Origin of the sequence: Streptomyces zaehneri, assembly GCF_032248645.1 — a bacterium.
Lineage (GTDB): Bacteria > Actinomycetota > Actinomycetes > Streptomycetales > Streptomycetaceae > Streptomyces > Streptomyces coriariae.
This window is the reverse complement of the sequence record NZ_JASTTJ010000026.1, coordinates 1-16,146: the sequence shown is the minus strand read 5'-3', so window position 1 is coordinate 16,146 and position 16,146 is coordinate 1. Positions and strand designations below refer to the sequence as shown.

Genomic DNA, 16,146 nt, shown 5'->3' with positions numbered 1-16,146 from the left:
CGGTCGGCGGGTCCGTGGCGGTCAGGCACCCTGCCCGGCCAGCGCCGCAGCGAGCACCGGAGCGACCTGCTCCACCTGCCACGGCCGCGCCCCGTACGACGTGAGCGCGTCGGCAACCGCTTCCTCGTCGGCCGCCGGAGGCTCCCAGCAGACCCGGCGCACCGCGTCCGGGGCGATCAGGTTCTCCTGCGGCATGTTCAGCTCCTCGGCCAGCGCGGAGACAGCGGCCCGCGCCGCGGACAGCCGCGCCGCGGCCACGGGGTCCTTGTCCGCCCAGGCCCGCGGCGGCGGCGGGCCCGCCACCGGCTGCCCCGGCTGCGGCAGCTGCGCCTCGCTCAGCGCCTTCGCCCGGTCGACCGCCGCCTGCCACTGCTCCAGCTGCCGCCGGCCCATCCGGTGCCCGAAGCCGTTGAGCGCGGCCAGCGCCTGCACGTTCATCGGAAGCGACAGCGCCGCCTCCACGATGGCCGCGTCCGAAAGCACCTTCCCCGGGGACACGTCCCGCCGCTGCGCGATCCGGTCCCGCGTCTGCCACAGCTCCCGCACGACACCCAGCTGCCGCCGCCGGCGCACCTTGTGCATGCCGGACGTGCGGCGCCACGGGTCCTTGCGGGGCTCGGCCGGCGGGGCCGACGCGATGGCGTCGAACTCCTGGCGGGCCCAGTCCAGCTTGCCCTGCCGGTCCAGCTCCTTCTCCAGCGCGTCGCGCAGGTCGACCAGGAGCTCGACGTCGAGAGCCGCGTACCGCAGCCAGGGGTCGGGCAGCGGCCGGGTGGACCAGTCCACCGCGGAATGGCCCTTCTCGAGGACGAAGCCCAGTACTCCCTCGACCATCGCGCCGAGGCCGACCCGCGGGAATCCGGCGAGCCGTCCGGCCAGCTCGGTGTCGAACAGCCGCGTCGGCACCATGCCTATCTCGCGCAGACACGGCAGGTCCTGGGTGGCCGCGTGCAGCACCCATTCCACGCCGGACAGGGCCTCGCCGAGCGCGGAGAGGTCGGGGCAGCCGACCGGGTCGATCAGCGCGGTGCCGGCGCCCTCGCGACGCAGCTGCACCAGATAGGCGCGCTGTCCGTAGCGGTAGCCGGAGGCACGCTCGGCGTCCACGGCGACGGGGCCGCTGCCGGCGGCGAAGGCGGCGATCACCTCCGCGAGGGCGGCCTCGTCGGCGATCACGGGAGGGATGCCCTCGCGCGGTTCGAGCAAAGGTGTCGGCGCCCCGGAATCAGCTGATCCGCCGTCGTCCGGAGGGGCGCCTCCGGTGGTTCGCAGTGAACTGGCTGCTGCGGTTTCTTGGGCGTCGGTCACCTGTCAAGGGTATCTGTGTATCGACGGCGGCCGCCCACCGAACGATACGTCGGCCGGGGGGGGGGGGGGGGGGGCGCCGGGGGGTCGTAAACCAGTCAGGACGGTGAACGAAGGGGAAGAGGTCGGGAAGAAACCGGGCAGAGACGGGAGAAGCCGGGCCGGGGGTGGTCGGAGTTCCCGGGGGCGACCCCGGGGGCCGGGTGGGGTCTCAGTGGATGATGCCGGTCCGCAGGGCCACCGCGACCATCCCGGCGCGGTCGCCCGTGCCGAGCTTGCGGGCGATGCGGGCGAGGTGGCTCTTGACGGTCAGCGCGGACAGTCCCATCGAGACGCCGATGGCCTTGTTGGACTGGCCTTCGGCGACCAGTCGCAGCACCTCGACCTCGCGGCCGGAGAGCTCGCGGTAGCCGCCCGGGTGACTCGGGGCACCCGGGGGGCGGCGGTGCAGACGGGCGGCGGAGCCCATGGGGACGGCACCGGGCCGGCTGGGGAGGCCGAGGTTGGTGCGGGTGCCGGTGACGACGTAGCCCTTGACACCGCCCGCGAGGGCGTTGCGCACGGCGCCGATGTCGTCGGCGGCGGAGAGGGCGAGCCCGTTGGGCCAGCCCGCGGCGCGGGTCTCCGACAGCAGGGTGAGGCCGGAGCCGTCGGGCAGGTGGACGTCGGCGACGCAGATGTCGCGGGGGTTGCCGATGCGGGGACGAGCCTCCGCGATGGACGAGGCCTCGATGACGTCGCGCACACCGAGCGCCCACAGATGGCGGGTGACGGTGGAGCGGACGCGCGGGTCGGCCACGACCACCATGGCGGTGGGCTTGTTCGGGCGGTAGGCGACCAGGCTTGCGGGCTGCTCGAGGAGAACGGACACCAGGCCTCCTGGGTGGGGGACGGGGGCCGGCTCGCGGGGCTTGTGGGGAGGAAGCCGGGACGAACCGTGCTTTCAAGGTCACAGTCGTCTTCGGCAGCGAACCCGGGGTCCTTTAGAGAATGATCACGATCTAGTGAGTAACAATACGTGCAATTCGGACAAGCGATCGATCATCCGAAGATCGAGTCGGTTTAAGTGGGTGTCTTACGGGATCGAAAATGGCCGTATCGACAAAGAGATGGTCAACGTGACTGGGGCCCCCTGCGCTGCGGCAGCGTCACCACCGACGCGTCCCCCGGACCGGCCGGCGGCAGCCCGGCCACCTGGGCCAGCAGATCGCACCAGGCCGCCAGGTGCGCCCCCGCCTCCGGGACCCCGCCCAGCCCCTCGCGCGGTGTCCAGGAGGCCCTGATCTCGATCTGTGAGGTCGCCGGGCGCTCCGCCAGGCCACCGAAGTAGTGCGAGCTCGCGCGCGTGACGGTCCCGCTCGGCTCGCCGTACGTCAGCCCGCGCGCCTGGAGCGCGCCGGTCAGCCACGACCAGCACACCTCCGGCAGCAGCGGGTCCGCGGCCATCTCCGGCTCCAGTTCGGCCCGGACGAGGGTCACCAGCCGGAACGTTCCGCGCCAGGCGTCGTGTCCGGCCGGGTCGTGCAGCAGCACCAGCCGGCCGTCGGCCAGGTCCTGGTCGCCGTCCACGACCGTCGCCTCCAGCGCGTACGCGAACGGGGCGAGCCGCTTCGGGGCCGGCGTCGGCTCCGCCTCGATCTGCGGCCGCAGCCGGGCCGTCCTCAGCTGGTCGACGGCCGCCCGGAACGGCGGTGGAGCCGACCTGGTCCCATCCGGGTCCCCCTCGTTCGCGTCATCCATCCCGCCAGCGCCGTCCGACAGTCGTCCCTGAGCCGCAGCCATGCGGGGAAGATTAAGGGGAACGGGGCCTTCGCGCAGGGCAAGACACCCGTGCGGGGCTCGCGGACGGGTGCGCGCTGGGCGAACAGGCGCACGGACCGCGCACGGCCGAGGCACACGACGAAGGCGGGGCGCGGGCAGAGCGTGGGCGCGGCAGGGGGCGGCCTCACGGCCTCCGGAGCCGTGCGAGACTTGCCGTCGTGAGTGCGAACGAGAGCCCGGCGGGCCGGAAGCCGACAGCGACCTACGACAGTGCCTTCCTGAAGGCGTGCAGGCGTGAACCGGTGCCGCACACGCCCGTGTGGTTCATGCGACAGGCCGGGCGCTCCCTGCCGGAGTACCGCAAGGTCCGCGAGGGCATTCCGATGCTCGAGTCCTGCATGCGGCCCGAGCTGGTCACCGAGATCACCCTCCAGCCGGTGCGCCGGCACGACGTGGACGCGGCGATCTACTTCAGCGACATCGTCGTCCCGCTCAAGGCCATCGGAATCGACCTCGACATCAAGCCGGGCGTCGGCCCGGTCGTCGAGCGCCCGGTCCGCACCCGCGCCGACCTCGCCCAGCTGCGCGACCTCACCCCCGAGGACGTCTCCTACGTGACCGAGGCCATCGGTCTGCTGACCGCCGAACTCGGCGCCACCCCCCTCATCGGATTCGCGGGCGCTCCTTTCACCCTCGCGAGCTACCTCGTCGAGGGCGGACCGTCCCGCACGTACGAGAACGCCAAGGCGATGATGTACGGCGACCCCGAGCTCTGGGCCGACCTGCTCGACCGCCTCGCGGAGATCACCTCCGCCTTCCTGAAGGTGCAGATCGAGGCCGGCGCCAGCGCCGTCCAGCTCTTCGACTCCTGGGCCGGCGCGCTCGCCCCGACCGACTACCGCCGCTCCGTGCTGCCCGCCTCCGCGAAGGTCTTCCGCGCGGTCGAGGGGTACGGCGTCCCGCGCATCCACTTCGGAGTGGGCACCGGCGAGCTGCTCCAGCTGATGGGCGAGGCCGGGGCGGACGTCGTCGGCGTCGACTGGCGCGTCCCGCTCGACGAGGCCGCCCGCCGGGTCGGCCCCGGCAAGGCGCTCCAGGGCAACCTCGACCCGACCGTCCTGTTCGCCGGCGCCGAGGCCGTCGAGGCCAAGGCCCGCGAGGTCCTCGACACGGCGGCCGGCCTCGAGGGCCACGTCTTCAACCTCGGCCACGGCGTCATGCCGTCCACCGACCCGGACGCGCTCACCCGCCTCGTCGAGTACGTCCACACGCAGACCGCGCGCTGACCCCTCTCACCAGATCTCACCAGGTGTGCCGGGGGCGCGCCCGTCTGCCGAACAGCAGACCGCGCGGCTCCGGCGGCGGGGGCGTGCCCGGCTTGAGCGGCCAGGCGAGCACCATGCCGGCGAGGAAGCCGACGACGTGCGCCGCGTACGCCACGGTGCCCGCGCCGGAGACGCCCTCCCCGGAGGAGTACACCGCCTGCAGCACGAACCAGAAGCCCAGCACCAGCCAGGCCGGCAGCCGCAGCGGCAGAAACACCAGAAACGGCACGAGCACCCACACCCTGGCCTTCGGATACAGCACCAGATAGGCGCCCAGCACCCCGGCTATCGCCCCCGAAGCGCCGATCAGCGGATCGGTCGAGTCGGCGTTGACCAGGGCGAACCCGTACGACGCCGCGTACCCGCAGGCGGCGTAGAAGAGCGCGAAGCGGACGTGCCCCATGCGGTCCTCGATGTTGTTGCCGAAGATCAGCAGGAACAGCATGTTGCCCAGCAGGTGCAGCCAGCCGCCGTGCAGGAACATCGCGCTCAGCACGCTCAGCGCGGGCGACTTCTCGTAGCCCGGCGGAGCCAGCGCACAGCCCGCGCCGCGCACGTCGCCGGTGGGGACGAGCTGGGGGAGCTGATGGTGGATCAACTCCCTCGGCACGGCGGCGTAATGCTCCAGGAAGGCGTGCAGGTGACACGTCTGGGCCAGGCTGCTGTCGCCCGCCGTGGAGCCGGACAGGCCGGGCATGAACAGGAAGACGAAGACGTTCGCCGCGATGAGGGCGTACGTCACCACCGGGGTGCGGCGTACGGGATTCACGTCATGGACGGGGATGACCACAAGGAAGTTCTGCCCCCGATCCGTTCGACGAACCGGTGAACGGGGATCCCCACGGGCGCGTATGAACCGTCAACTGCTCGCGGCACGAGGAAGGCGGGCCGCGGGGACGACGTGAGGAACAGGCGATGAACGACAGAGTTACTCCCCCCATGCACGCCACTCCCGACGGCGAGGCGGAGATTTCCCTGGTGATCCGGCTGCCCTGGGAGGACGTGGCACGGCTCGGACAGGAGGCCGGGCGGCTCGCCGCGCAGATGCAGCGGCCGGTGACGCTGGACGAGGCTGTCAGCAGCCGTCTGCGGTCGCGGCCGGCACCCGCGGCGCACGCGAAGCCCGCGGAGCAGCCGGCCGCGGCGGCGGTCTCCGCGCTGCCGCGACTGAGTGGAACCGCTTGAGCAACATTGCGGGATCCGGTTGAGCTGCGGGAACCGGTTGAGCAACATTGCGGAGTCCGGGCGCGCGAGGCCCGGGTGCGCGGGGGCCGGTGGCGCGGCTCCCCGCGCCGCTCGGGCCGGTCGCCCCGGCACCGGGCCCGGCTAGAAGCCGCGAACCTTCGCCGAGGCCTTCCTCGCCGCCACCAGTACGGGATCCCACACCGGTGAGAACGGCGGCGCGTACCCGAGGTCCAGGGCCGTCATCTGTTCCACCGTCATCCCGGCCGTCAACGCCACCGCCGCGATGTCGACGCGTTTGCCCGCGCCCTCCCGCCCGACGATCTGGAGGCCCAGCAGACGGCCCGTCCTTCGCTCGGCGAGCATCTTGACCGTCATGGGGGAGGCACCGGGGTAGTAGCCGGCCCGGCTGGTCGACTCGATGGTGACCGCTTCGAACCGGAGGCCGACGCGACGGGCGTCCTTCTCACGGAGCCCCGTGCGGGCGATCTCCAGATCGCACACCTTGCTGACGGCCGTGCCGACCACCCCGGGGAACGTGGCGTACCCGCCCCCGACGTTGGTGCCGATGACCTGGCCGTGCTTGTTCGCATGCGTGCCCAGGGCGACATGGCGCTCCTGGCCGGAGACCAGGTCCAGGACCTCGACGCAGTCACCGCCGGCCCAGACGGTCCCGTCGGCGAGGGGCCCGCGCACCCGCATCGCCAGGTCCGTGAGGAGCCCGCCGTGCGTGCCCAGGGGCAGGCCCGCGGCCTTCGCGAGCCCGGTCTCCGGGCGGACCCCGATGCCCAGCACCACCACGTCCGCCGGATACTCGGCGTCCTCGGTGACCACCGCCCGTACGTGACCGTCCCCGGCGGTGCGCAGCGCGGTGACCTCGGTGTCGTTCACCATGGTGATGCCCAGGCCCTCCATGGCCCGGCGCACCAGCCGCCCCATGTCCGGGTCGAGGGTCGACATCGGCTCGCTGCCCCGGTTGACGACCGTCACCTCGAAGCCGCGCTTGATGAGCGCCTCGGCCATCTCCACGCCGATGTAGCCCGCCCCCACGACCACGGCCCGCTTCCCCCGCGCGCGTGCCAGCGCGTCGATCAGCGCCTGACCGTCGTCCAGGGTCTGCACCCCGTGCACGCCCTCCGCGTCCACGCCCGGCAGGTCCGGCCGGATCGGGCGGGCCCCGGTCGCGATGACGAGCTTGTCGTACGACGTCCAGGACTGGGCCCCGCGATCCAGCGCACGCGCGCGTACCCGCCGCCCCGCGACGTCGATCTCCGTGACCTCCGTGCGCAGCCGCAGGTCGATCCCCCGCGCGCGGTGTTCCTCGGGTGTGCGGGCGATCAGATCGTCCCGCCCGGTGACGTCACCGCCCACCCAGTACGGGATGCCGCATGCCGAGAAGGACGTGAAGTGACCGCGCTCGAAGGCCACGATCTCCAGCTCCCCGGGGCCCTTGAGACGGCGGGCCTGGGACGCCGCGGACATACCCGCGGCGTCCCCGCCGATCACCACCAGTCGCTCGATGCTCATACGAACACGCTACGGGGGACTCGCAGTTCAGCGCTGCTCGGGCTCGCCCGTCCCGGCCTCGGTCTGCCCGGCTCCGGTCTGCCCGGCTCCGGTCTGCCGGGCCTGCGCCTGCGCGGCCCCGGTCTGCCCGGGCACGCCCAACCGGGCCCAGCTCGCCTCCGCCGCCCTGCGGCGCGGTCGCACCAGCCGCAGCCACGCCAGCACGAGCAGGACCCCCACCGCGAGGAACGGCAGCACCGCACCGAACACGACGGCGATCCAGCGCAGCATCGTCACGAACGCGTCCCAGCCGCCCGCCAGCGCGTCCACGAACCCGGGATCGTCGTCCTCGGCGGCCGGGACGACCGGCTTCTCCGACAGGGTCAGCGTGACGGTCGCCAGGCTCGTGCGGTCCTTCAGCGAGGCCTGCTGGGCGAGCAGCGCCTCCAGGTCGGACTCCCGGCTGCTCAACTCGCCCTCCAGGGTGACCACGTCGCTCAGCTTGGTGGCCCGGTCCATCAGCTCGCGGACCCGGGCGACGCTGGCGCGCTGCGAGGTGATGCGGCTCTCGACGTCGACGACCTGGTCGGTGACGTCCTGGGCCTTCGCCGTGCGCTCCAGGAGCTTGCCCGCGCCCTGCAGGGCGGCCAGGACGTCGTCGTACTTCCCGACGGGCACCCGCAGCACCACCCGGGTCCGCTCGGCGCCGTCCCCGTCCCGGACGGTCGTCTCGTCGCCGACGTAGCCGCCCGCGTTCTCGGTGGTCGCGCGCGCCTCGTCCAGGGCCTTCGGCACGTCCTTGACCTGCACGGTCAGGGAGGCGGTGCGGATGATGCGGTTGACGGTGAGGTCGGGTGCCGAGGTGGCCTTCGAGCCGCTCGCGCCCGCGCCCTCCTTGGCGTCCTGCGCGGCGTCCACGTCACCGGCGCCGGCCTCCCCGACGGCGGCCTTGTCGGCCGTGCTGTCCGCGCCCGAGTCGGCGGCGCCGCTGCATCCGGCGAGCGCGAGGGCCGCGGCCAGCAGGATCCCGGCCAGGGCGTGGGAGGGCCGTGCTGAACGTCGTGTGCGCATGTGGGTGTACCCCCGAGACGGTGACAACTCTGACGCTCCTACGACGCCCGGGCGGGCCGGGAAGTTGGCGCGGGTCGGTTCCGAACAGGTCACGGTCGGGACGCGGGGAGGACACCGGGCCGCGACGGGGGGTGTCAGTGTGGTCTGAGAGAGTGGACACATGAGCTCAACGGGTACGGGTACGGGCACGGGTACGGGCCGGCATGTCGTCGTCGTCGGAGCCGGGATCGCCGGGCTGGCCGCCGCCCACCGGCTGCTGGAGCGCGGGGCGCGGGTGACCGTCCTCGAGGCCTCAGACCGGGTGGGAGGCAAGCTGCTGCCCGGTGAGATCGCGGGCGTGCGCGTGGACTTCGGCGCCGAGTCGATGCTCGCCCGCCGGCCCGAGGCGGTCGCCCTCGCGCGCGAGGTGGGCCTCTCCGACCGCCTCCAGCCGCCGGCCACCGCGACGGCCTCGATCTGGACCCGCGGCGCGCTGCGCCCCATGCCCAAGGGACACGTCATGGGCGTGCCCGGCACGGCGGCCGCCCTCGCCGGAGTCCTCTCCGACGAGGGACTCGCCCGCATCGAGCGCGACGCCGACCTGCCCCGCACCGAGGTCGGGGACGACGTGGCCGTCGGGGAGTACGTGGCGGCGCGCCTGGGCCGCGAGGTCGTCGACCGCATCGTCGAACCGCTCCTCGGCGGGGTGTACGCCGGTGACGCCTACCGGATCTCGATGCGCTCCGCCGTCCCGCAGCTCTACCAGGCGGCCCTCACCCACACCTCTTTGACGGAGGCCGTTCGCGAGATCCAGGCCAAGGCCGCCGCCGACCAGCAGACCGGCCCGGTGTTCATGGGCCTCGAAGGCGGTGTGGGGTCCCTGCCGCTCGCGGTCGCCGAGTCCGTTCAGGCCCGCGGCGGCGAGATCCACACGCGCGTACCCGTGACCGGACTCCGCCGCGCGCCCGGCGGAGGCTGGCAGGTCATCACGGGGGAGCGGGTGCTGCCCGCCGACGCCGTGGTCGTCGCCGTGCCCGCGCCGGCCGCCGCCGCGCTGCTGGCCGCCGAGTCCCCCGGGGCCGCCGCCGCACTGCGCACGGTGGAGTACGCATCCATGGCCCTGGTCACCCTCGCCTACCGGCGCGCCGACACCGCCGACGCCCTGCCCGACGGCAGCGGTTTCCTCGTCCCGCCGGTCGACGGACGCACCATCAAGGCGTCCACCTTCGCCTCCCGGAAGTGGGGCTGGATCGCCGACGAGGCCCCGGACACGGTCGTGCTGCGCACCTCCGTGGGGCGATACGGCGAGACGGAGATCCTGGGCCGCGAGGACGCCGACCTCGTCGACGTCTCCCGGCACGACCTGCGCGCGGCCACGGGCCTGGACGCCACGCCCCTCGAAACCCGCGTAACCCGCTGGACGGACGGTCTGCCGCAGTACCCGGTCGGCCACCACGCGCGCGTGGCCCGCATCCGCGAGCACGTCGCCGAACTCCCCGGCCTCGCGGTCTGCGGCGCCCCCTACGACGGCGTGGGTATCCCGGCCTGCGTCGCGAGCGCGTACGCGGCGGTCGACCAGCTCGGCGGGGACCTGAGCGCCGCACGGGAGCTCGCGGCCCACCCGGTGCAGAGTCTGCACGGCGGAGCGGGAGAATGAGAGCCATGAGTGACGACGCCCCCACCACCGAGTCCGGCAGGGTCCCGAACAAGGGCAAGCTGGCCAAGGACCTCAACGAGGTCATCCGCTACACGCTGTGGTCCGTCTTCAAGCTGAAGGACGTGCTGCCCGAGGACCGCGCGGGTTACGCCGAAGAGGTCCAGGAGCTGTTCGACCAGCTCGCCGCCAAGGACGTGACGATCCGCGGCACCTACGACGTGTCCGGCCTGCGCGCCGACGCCGACGTCATGATCTGGTGGCACGCCGAGACCGCCGACCAGCTCCAGGAGGCGTACAACCTCTTCCGCCGTACGAAGCTGGGCCGCGCCCTGGAGCCGGTCTGGTCGAACATGGCGCTGCACCGCCCCGCCGAGTTCAACCGCTCGCACGTCCCGGCGTTCCTCGCCGACGAGACGCCCCGCAACTACGTGAGCGTCTACCCCTTCGTGCGCTCCTACGACTGGTACCTGCTGCCCGACGAGGACCGTCGGCGCATGCTCGCCGACCACGGCAAGATGGCCCGCGGCTACCCGGACGTCCGCGCCAACACCGTCGCCTCGTTCTCGCTGGGCGACTACGAGTGGATCCTGGCCTTCGAGGCCGACGAGCTGTACCGCATCGTCGACCTCATGCGCCACCTGCGCGCCTCGGAGGCCCGCATGCACGTCCGCGAGGAGGTCCCGTTCTACACGGGCCGTCGCAAGGACCTCACGGAACTCGTCGCGGGCCTCGCCTGATCAGCGCCCCGGCCGGGCGGCGCGCTCCGCGGGAGCGACGGCCGGCTCGGGTTCCGGGTGCGGTGCGCAGGCCGCGCGCCGCACCGGGAGCCTGCCCTCCAGCAGGTACGCCTCCAGGTGGCCGTTGACGCACCGGTTCGGGCCGCCCGCGATGCCGTGCGTGCCGGCGTCCCGCTCGGTCACCAGCACCGAGCCCGTCAGCCGCCGGTGCATCTCCAGCGCCCCGGCATAGGGCGCCGCCGCGTCCCGCTCGGCGGCCAGGATCAGCGTCGGCGGCAGCTCGCCCGGACCGGTCCGCACGTCGACCGGCTGCTGCCGGGGCGCGGGCCAGTACGCGCACGGCAGGTTCGCCCACACGTTGTCCCACGTCTCGAACGGCGCGACGCGCGCCAGCCGCGTGTTGTCGCGGTCCCAGACCCTCCAGTCCGTCGGCCAGGGCCCGTCGTTGCACTCCACGGCCGTGTACACGGCATTGGCGTTCTCCGCCTCCGCGGCGGCCTCCCGCACCGGCCCGGCCTGCGCGATCAGCTGCTTGGGATCACCCTTCAGGTAATCCGACAGCGCCTGTGCCCGGGCGGGCCAGTAGTCGTCGTAGTACCCGGCCTGCAGGAACGAGCCCTGGAGCTGTCCAGGACCCACCTTCCCGCCGGCCGGCTCCGCGGCCAGCCGGCCGCGCGCCCGCTCGTAGCTGGTCAGCACCGCCTCCGCCGTCTTGCCGAGGCCGTACACGTCGTCGTGCCGCGCGATCCACTCCCGGAAGTCCGCCCAGCGGCTCTCGAACGCCGCCGACTGGTCGAGGTTGTTGCGGTACCAGATCTGCGCCGGGTCCGGGTTCACGGCCGCGTCGAACACCATCCGCCGTACGTGGGAGGGGAACAGCGTCGCGTAGACCGCACCGAAGTAGGTGCCGTACGACGCCCCCATGAACGTCAGCCGCTCCTCGCCGAGCGCGGCGCGCAGCACGTCGAGGTCGCGGGCGTTGTTGAGCGAGTTGTAGTGCCGCAGGGCGCTGCCCGACCGCTTCGCACAGCCCAGTGCGTACGCCTTCGCCTGCGCGACGCGCTCCCGCTTGTACGACTCCGAGGGGTGGTCCGGGGCGGGCACGGGGCCCTTGAAGAAGCGCTTGGGATCCTGACAGGACAGCGGCGCCGAACGGCCGACCCCGCGCGGCTCGTAGCCGACGAGGTCGTAGGCCGCCCCGATGCGCTTCCACTCCGGCAGCAGCCCGATCAGCGGGAAGTACAGGCCCGAGCCGCCGGGACCGCCCGGATTGAAGACCAGCGCGCCCTGGCGGGGCACCCGGCGCTTGCTGTTGTGCGGGTCCCGGTGGGTGGCCCGCACCCGGCTGACGGTGAGCTCGATCAGCCTGCCGTTCGGGGCCGCGTAGTCGAGCGGGACGGAGACCGTGCCGCACTGCATGCTGCCGGGCAGGTCCTGCGCCTTGGAGCACTTCCCGAAGTCGACGCCCTTCGCCGCGGCCCGCGCGGCGGTCAGCGCGACACCGGGCGAGCCGGACAGGCCGCCGGTGTTCGGGGCGCCGCCCGCCGGGACGGCGGAGAGGGCGGTCAGCAGGAGGGCTCCTGCGGCCGAGTGGAGGGCTGCGGCTCTCATCAGGGTGTCCCTTCGGTGCACGGCGGCGACACAAGGGATGGTTGGTTCGACCGTGGGGGAAGGCAAGCACCATCGACGGGTGTCGGCGCCAATGCCCCTTGTGCGCCCCCCCGGTGGTCGAGCGCGCCCTGCCTCAGTCCCGCCCGTACTGCTCACGATGAGCGAAGGCCGCCCGCAGGTCCGGCTCGCCCACCGCGCGGATCCCGCGTACCGCGACGGAGGTCAGATAGGTACGGTCGTCCCCCGTGCCGCCGGTGTGCCGCGCCAGTGCGCCCAGCAGCCGCTGCCCGGCCGGGGAGGCCCAGCGCGAGTACGGATGCACCTCAACCCGCGCTACGGCGAGGCAGCTCAGCGTGAGCGCCAGGGGCAGCGCGAACCAGAGCGCGACGAGGTTGCGGGGCAGGTCCGGGGTGGCGGGGACCAGCAGTGCGGCGGCGCCCAGTACGAGGACGGCCACGGCGGCGGCCCGTACCTGCCGCACCCCGGCCGCGACCGTCGTACGGGCCCCGTCGGGCACCGCGAGACCGGCGCGGACCAGCCGGTCGGCGAGACCGCCCACCGCCTCCGCGGCGGCCGCGGCCGCCCGCGCCGGGGCGATCCGGGACTGGCCCTCGGGCCCGATGGCCCCTATGACCGACCGCTCCATATCGTCCCGCCCGCGCGGGTCCACCACAGTCGCCCAGCCCGTGCGGGCGAGCACCAGCCGCCGCTGCCGCGCCATGGAGACCATGGTCAGGTCGGCGACCCTGCCCGGACCGCCGGACAGGAAGGCCGCCTCGTAGAGCGTCAGATCATGTCCCCGGCCCGCGTTCTCGTCGACGTCCGCCGCCCGGACGGCGGCCAGGCACAGCCGTGTGCACGCCGCACCCGCGACGGCCCATGCCAGCAGCAGGAGAAGCACCCAGACCATGTGGCGTTTCTATGCCATGTGCACCGAGAAACACCATGCCCTGTTCACCATCCGGACCGAGCGTTGTGGGTATGTGACGTTCCGCTTGCCCGGCCCCGTCCTCGGAAACTCGCCCCGTCCTCGAAAGCTCGCCCGGTCCTCGGAAACTCGCCCCGTCCTCGGAAACTTGCCCGGTCCTTGGGAAACGGTCTCGCAACCGGTGTCAGTCGCCGGACGGCGGTCTGGCCGCGGCCGGCGGGAGCGTGTAGGTGGGATACGCCGACGGGGCCACCGGCACGGCCGACCCGGGGTCGGCCGTCGGGCCCGCCGGGCCGGGGGAGCGGGTGATCGACGGCGTGCTGCCGGCGGCCATGTCCCGGGCGAGGGCGTCGAAGTCGACGAACCCGGTGGCCTCCAGGATCTTGATGTGGTCCAGCACGGTGGTGTTCGCGTCGTCGGCGAGCTCGCGCACCAGCGAGTTGCGGGTACTGGCCCGCACCTGGGCGACTACGGAGAACACCCGTCCGTGCGCGAGACGCAGGATGTTGGCGAACTTCCAGTCGTACTGCTCGCCCCGCGCCGCGTCGAGCTCGCCCAGCCAGCCCTGCTGCTGCTCGCTGGGCTCGTTCGGCAGCGCCAGGCCCAGCTGGGAGGCGACGGTACGCACCCGCTCGTCCAGGAAGGTGTGTCCCTCGACCAAGTGCCGGCCCGCCGTCCGTACGGCCTCGGTCGTGCCCTTCGTCTGCGCCTGCTGACCTGCGGGCAGCTCCCACAGTCCCGCCAGCCGGACCTTCGTGACGAACTCCCGGTCCAGCGCGGACAACGGCCCGTACTGCGTCGACACCGTCTGCGCGTTCAGGACGTCCACTCCGGTGCCCGACCGGTCGGCGTACGACCAGATCGGGAAGACCAGGGCTGCCAGGGTCGCCGCCAGGCCCGTGATGATGAGCCCGGTTCCGCTGAAGATGCCTCTGCCCTGGATGGGGGGTCGCGGCCGCATCGGTGCCTCCTGCTCGCGGCACTGCACGCTAGTGCGCTTCGGTTGCGGGACTGGCTGGCATATTACTGCGCCCGCGCCGCCAACTGCCGTACAGGGGTGAACGGTTACAACGGGGAGCATCGCGGTCGAAACGGTAGATTCTGACCGGGTTCCAAAGCGGAGAAAAGCTGCGGAAACAGTGCAGGAACGGTGCGTAACGGTTGTGGTGCGCGTCGCGGGCTGTGGGGTGTTAGCCCCGGCACATTCGCGCGGCCCGCGGCACCGAGTCCCTCACCGTCGAATCAACGTCCGCCCCACTCGGCCCACCTGCCCCAACCGTGACTTCGGCCTGGGTGCGGGGCCCGAGCGGTCCAGCCACCAGCGCCGCAGTTCGCGGCGGGCCCGGCCCTCCGTCAGCCGTCCCCCCAGGAGCGTCTCCTCGGCGAAGTCGAGGGCGTCCCGCCGGTAGCCGCCGTGCATCGGGCGGCCTTGGGCGTATGCGATGAACGCGGTGCGGTAACCGTTTCCGAGGATCAGCGGCAGCTCCGGGGCCACCTTCGCCACCACGTCCGCCCGCTTGGCCGCCAGCGCCCGGGCCTGTACGCCGAGTCGCACCCGGTCGAAACCCTCGGGAACCGGCGTCCCGGCGACCAGTGCGGACAACAACGCCGCCTGCGCGAGGCCGAGACGCTGACGAGTGGCCTCGTCGAGGGCGGTCGGGCCCGACCCGGAGGTGGCCGGGACGGATTCGGTCCCGACACCGGTCCCGGCCCCGGTTCTCGTCCCGACTTCGGCCCCGATTTCGGCCCCACCCCCGGTTCTCGTCCTGACTTCGACCCCGACCCCGACCTCGGCCCCGCCCCCGGTCGCGGCCTTGGTCCCGATCCCCGTTACCGTCTCCGTCTCGCCGTGCTCCCCTGTGGTCGAAGAAGCTCGCGCGAGGGCACCCTCTTGCCCGCCGGCTTCGACGGCCGCCCTGATGGCGCCCAACTCCCGCTCCAGCTCAGCCGGTTCGGGGAAGTTCTCGTCCCGTTCCAGCAGCACCCCCGGCGGCGACACCCGGGACGCGAGGTCGGTGAGGATGTCGAGGACCGGCCGGGGCACCGGGTGTGCGTGACTGTCGTGCCAGACGCCTTCCCGCTCGAAACCGCCCGCCACATGGACGTAGGCGATGGCCTCCAGGGGCAGTTCGGCGAGCGCCTTGGCAGGGTCCTCGCCCCGGTTGACGTGGTTGGTGTGCAGGTTGGCCACGTCGATGAGCAGCCGTACGCCCGTGCGGTCGGCCAGCTCGTACAGGAACTGTCCCTCGGTCATCTCCTCGCCGGGCCACGCGATGAGCGCGGCGATGTTCTCGACGGCGAGCGGCACGGGCAGCGCGTCCTGCGCGATGCGCACGTTCTCGCACAGCACGTCGAGAGCGTCGCGGGTGCGCGGCACCGGCAGCAGATGCCCGGCCTCGAGCCGCGGGGACGCCGTCAGGGGGCCGCCCGCGCGGACGAACGCGATGTGCTCGGTGACCAGCGGCGAACCCAGTGCCTCGGCCCGCTCGGCGAGTGCGGCGAGCCGACCCGTGTCGGGCCGCTCCGCATCGCCGAGCCCGAGCGAGACGCCGTGCGGGATCACGGTGACCCCGCGTTCGCGCAGTCGGAGCAGCGAGTCGGGCAGGTGCCCGGGGCACACGTTCTCGGCGACGGCCTCGACCCAGTCGATGCCCGGCATGCGCTCCACGGCGTCCGCGATCTCCGGCCGCCAGCCGATCCCCGTCCCCAGTCGCCTCATGGTCCCCGCCTCCTTCGTGCCCCCTGCGTGGTGACGGTGGTATGGCCCCGCCACCGACTCCCGAACCGCACGCCACCCTCCTTCAGAGCAACATTTGAGGTTCAGGCCGGAGCGCTGGGGAGCCGGAGGGCCGGGGAGCCGGGGAGCCGCGAGGGCGTCGGCCGGCATGGCGGGGCGGTGGGCTGCGGGGAGCTTCGGGACTACGGGACTACGGACTACGGGACTACGGACTACGGGACTAGTACTCCAGCAGGATTTCGCTGTCTGACCTGGTCTTTTCGTCGGGTGGCGGGAGTGTAGCGGGACTTCGATCGTGCGGGGGTGGTCTCACGGAGACCGCCCCTCGATCGTGCGACAACGCCGCA

The 16,146-nt window shown here is 72.9% G+C and carries 14 protein-coding genes; 4 read left to right on the top strand and 10 right to left on the bottom strand.

Features of this window, described 5'->3' with window-relative positions:
- Positions 1-21 precede the first annotated feature (21 nt).
- From QQM72_RS33330 to QQM72_RS33320, 3 genes are all read right to left on the bottom strand, one after another.
- Positions 22-1,308 carry a ribonuclease D gene (locus tag QQM72_RS33330; RefSeq protein ID WP_314224562.1) on the bottom strand — a complete coding sequence of 429 codons (1,287 nt, stop codon included), beginning with the start codon at positions 1,306-1,308 and terminating at the stop codon, positions 22-24.
- A 208-nt stretch (positions 1,309-1,516) separates the two neighbouring features.
- On the bottom strand, positions 1,517-2,176 hold the full coding sequence (locus QQM72_RS33325; protein WP_307165895.1) for a helix-turn-helix transcriptional regulator: 660 nt from the start codon (positions 2,174-2,176) through the stop codon (positions 1,517-1,519).
- A gap of 242 nt (positions 2,177-2,418) precedes the next feature.
- The gene (locus tag QQM72_RS33320) at positions 2,419-3,045 is read right to left on the bottom strand and encodes a DUF3000 domain-containing protein (RefSeq protein ID WP_314224561.1); all 627 of its coding nucleotides are present in this window, start codon (positions 3,043-3,045) and stop codon (positions 2,419-2,421) included.
- A gap of 239 nt (positions 3,046-3,284) precedes the next feature.
- Here QQM72_RS33320 and hemE point away from each other — a divergent pair, with 239 nt between their 5' ends.
- Positions 3,285-4,352, top strand: a complete 1,068-nt coding sequence (gene hemE / locus QQM72_RS33315) for a uroporphyrinogen decarboxylase (protein ID WP_314224560.1) — start codon at positions 3,285-3,287, stop codon at positions 4,350-4,352.
- Positions 4,353-4,368: 16 nt separating this feature from the next.
- On the opposite strand, the gene QQM72_RS33310 is transcribed toward hemE, so the two are convergent.
- Complete coding sequence (locus QQM72_RS33310; RefSeq protein WP_314224559.1) at positions 4,369-5,181, bottom strand: rhomboid family intramembrane serine protease; 813 nt, start codon at positions 5,179-5,181, stop codon at positions 4,369-4,371.
- Between the two features lie 125 nt (positions 5,182-5,306).
- On the opposite strand from QQM72_RS33310, the gene QQM72_RS33305 reads away from it, so the two are divergent.
- Positions 5,307-5,576 carry a hypothetical protein gene (locus tag QQM72_RS33305; RefSeq protein WP_028806059.1) on the top strand — a complete coding sequence of 90 codons (270 nt, stop codon included), beginning with the start codon at positions 5,307-5,309 and terminating at the stop codon, positions 5,574-5,576.
- 141 nt (positions 5,577-5,717) lie between these two features.
- Here QQM72_RS33305 and QQM72_RS33300 read toward each other — a convergent pair whose 3' ends face one another.
- The gene (locus QQM72_RS33300) at positions 5,718-7,100 is read right to left on the bottom strand and encodes an FAD-dependent oxidoreductase (protein WP_314224558.1); all 1,383 of its coding nucleotides are present in this window, start codon (positions 7,098-7,100) and stop codon (positions 5,718-5,720) included.
- A gap of 27 nt (positions 7,101-7,127) precedes the next feature.
- Positions 7,128-8,150: a DUF4349 domain-containing protein gene (locus tag QQM72_RS33295; protein WP_314224557.1), complete on the bottom strand. Its 1,023-nt coding sequence runs from the start codon at positions 8,148-8,150 to the stop codon at positions 7,128-7,130.
- 160 nt (positions 8,151-8,310) lie between these two features.
- Between QQM72_RS33295 and hemG the strand changes: the two genes are divergently transcribed.
- Both hemG and hemQ read left to right on the top strand, forming a co-directional pair.
- The gene (gene hemG / locus QQM72_RS33290; RefSeq protein ID WP_314224556.1) at positions 8,311-9,786 is read left to right on the top strand and encodes a protoporphyrinogen oxidase; all 1,476 of its coding nucleotides are present in this window, start codon (positions 8,311-8,313) and stop codon (positions 9,784-9,786) included.
- Positions 9,787-9,791: 5 nt separating this feature from the next.
- Positions 9,792-10,523: a hydrogen peroxide-dependent heme synthase gene (hemQ, locus tag QQM72_RS33285; RefSeq protein WP_314224555.1), complete on the top strand. Its 732-nt coding sequence runs from the start codon at positions 9,792-9,794 to the stop codon at positions 10,521-10,523.
- Here the strand turns inward: hemQ and QQM72_RS33280 are convergent, their stop codons facing one another.
- From QQM72_RS33280 to QQM72_RS33265, 4 genes are all read right to left on the bottom strand, one after another.
- Positions 10,524-12,134 (bottom strand): alpha/beta hydrolase, encoded by a 1,611-nt coding sequence (locus tag QQM72_RS33280; RefSeq protein WP_314224554.1) that lies wholly within the window; start codon positions 12,132-12,134, stop codon positions 10,524-10,526. It abuts the gene before it with no gap.
- Between the two features lie 133 nt (positions 12,135-12,267).
- Complete coding sequence (locus tag QQM72_RS33275; RefSeq protein WP_314224553.1) at positions 12,268-13,044, bottom strand: TIGR04222 domain-containing membrane protein; 777 nt, start codon at positions 13,042-13,044, stop codon at positions 12,268-12,270.
- Between the two features lie 202 nt (positions 13,045-13,246).
- Positions 13,247-14,023 (bottom strand): DUF4142 domain-containing protein, encoded by a 777-nt coding sequence (locus tag QQM72_RS33270; RefSeq protein ID WP_314224552.1) that lies wholly within the window; start codon positions 14,021-14,023, stop codon positions 13,247-13,249.
- 270 nt (positions 14,024-14,293) lie between these two features.
- Positions 14,294-15,781, bottom strand: a complete 1,488-nt coding sequence (locus tag QQM72_RS33265; RefSeq protein WP_314224551.1) for a DUF692 domain-containing protein — start codon at positions 15,779-15,781, stop codon at positions 14,294-14,296.
- Positions 15,782-16,146: the final 365 nt, after the last annotated feature.

Bases quoted from the DNA above. Each gene is read 5' to 3' on its own strand.
- QQM72_RS33280 (WP_314224554.1), bottom strand. From the start codon at position 12,134: ATGAGAGCCGCAGCCCTCCACTCGGCCGCAGGAGCCCTCCTGCTGACC.
- QQM72_RS33300 (WP_314224558.1), bottom strand. From the start codon at position 7,100: ATGAGCATCGAGCGACTGGTGGTGATCGGCGGGGACGCCGCGGGTATG.
- QQM72_RS33320 (WP_314224561.1), bottom strand. From the start codon at position 3,045: ATGGATGACGCGAACGAGGGGGACCCGGATGGGACCAGGTCGGCTCCA.
- hemG (WP_314224556.1), top strand. From the start codon at position 8,311: ATGAGCTCAACGGGTACGGGTACGGGCACGGGTACGGGCCGGCATGTC.
- QQM72_RS33270 (WP_314224552.1), bottom strand. From the start codon at position 14,023: ATGCGGCCGCGACCCCCCATCCAGGGCAGAGGCATCTTCAGCGGAACC.
- hemQ (WP_314224555.1), top strand. From the start codon at position 9,792: ATGAGTGACGACGCCCCCACCACCGAGTCCGGCAGGGTCCCGAACAAG.
- QQM72_RS33305 (WP_028806059.1), top strand. From the start codon at position 5,307: ATGAACGACAGAGTTACTCCCCCCATGCACGCCACTCCCGACGGCGAG.
- QQM72_RS33295 (WP_314224557.1), bottom strand. From the start codon at position 8,150: ATGCGCACACGACGTTCAGCACGGCCCTCCCACGCCCTGGCCGGGATC.
- QQM72_RS33265 (WP_314224551.1), bottom strand. From the start codon at position 15,781: ATGAGGCGACTGGGGACGGGGATCGGCTGGCGGCCGGAGATCGCGGAC.
- QQM72_RS33275 (WP_314224553.1), bottom strand. From the start codon at position 13,044: ATGGTCTGGGTGCTTCTCCTGCTGCTGGCATGGGCCGTCGCGGGTGCG.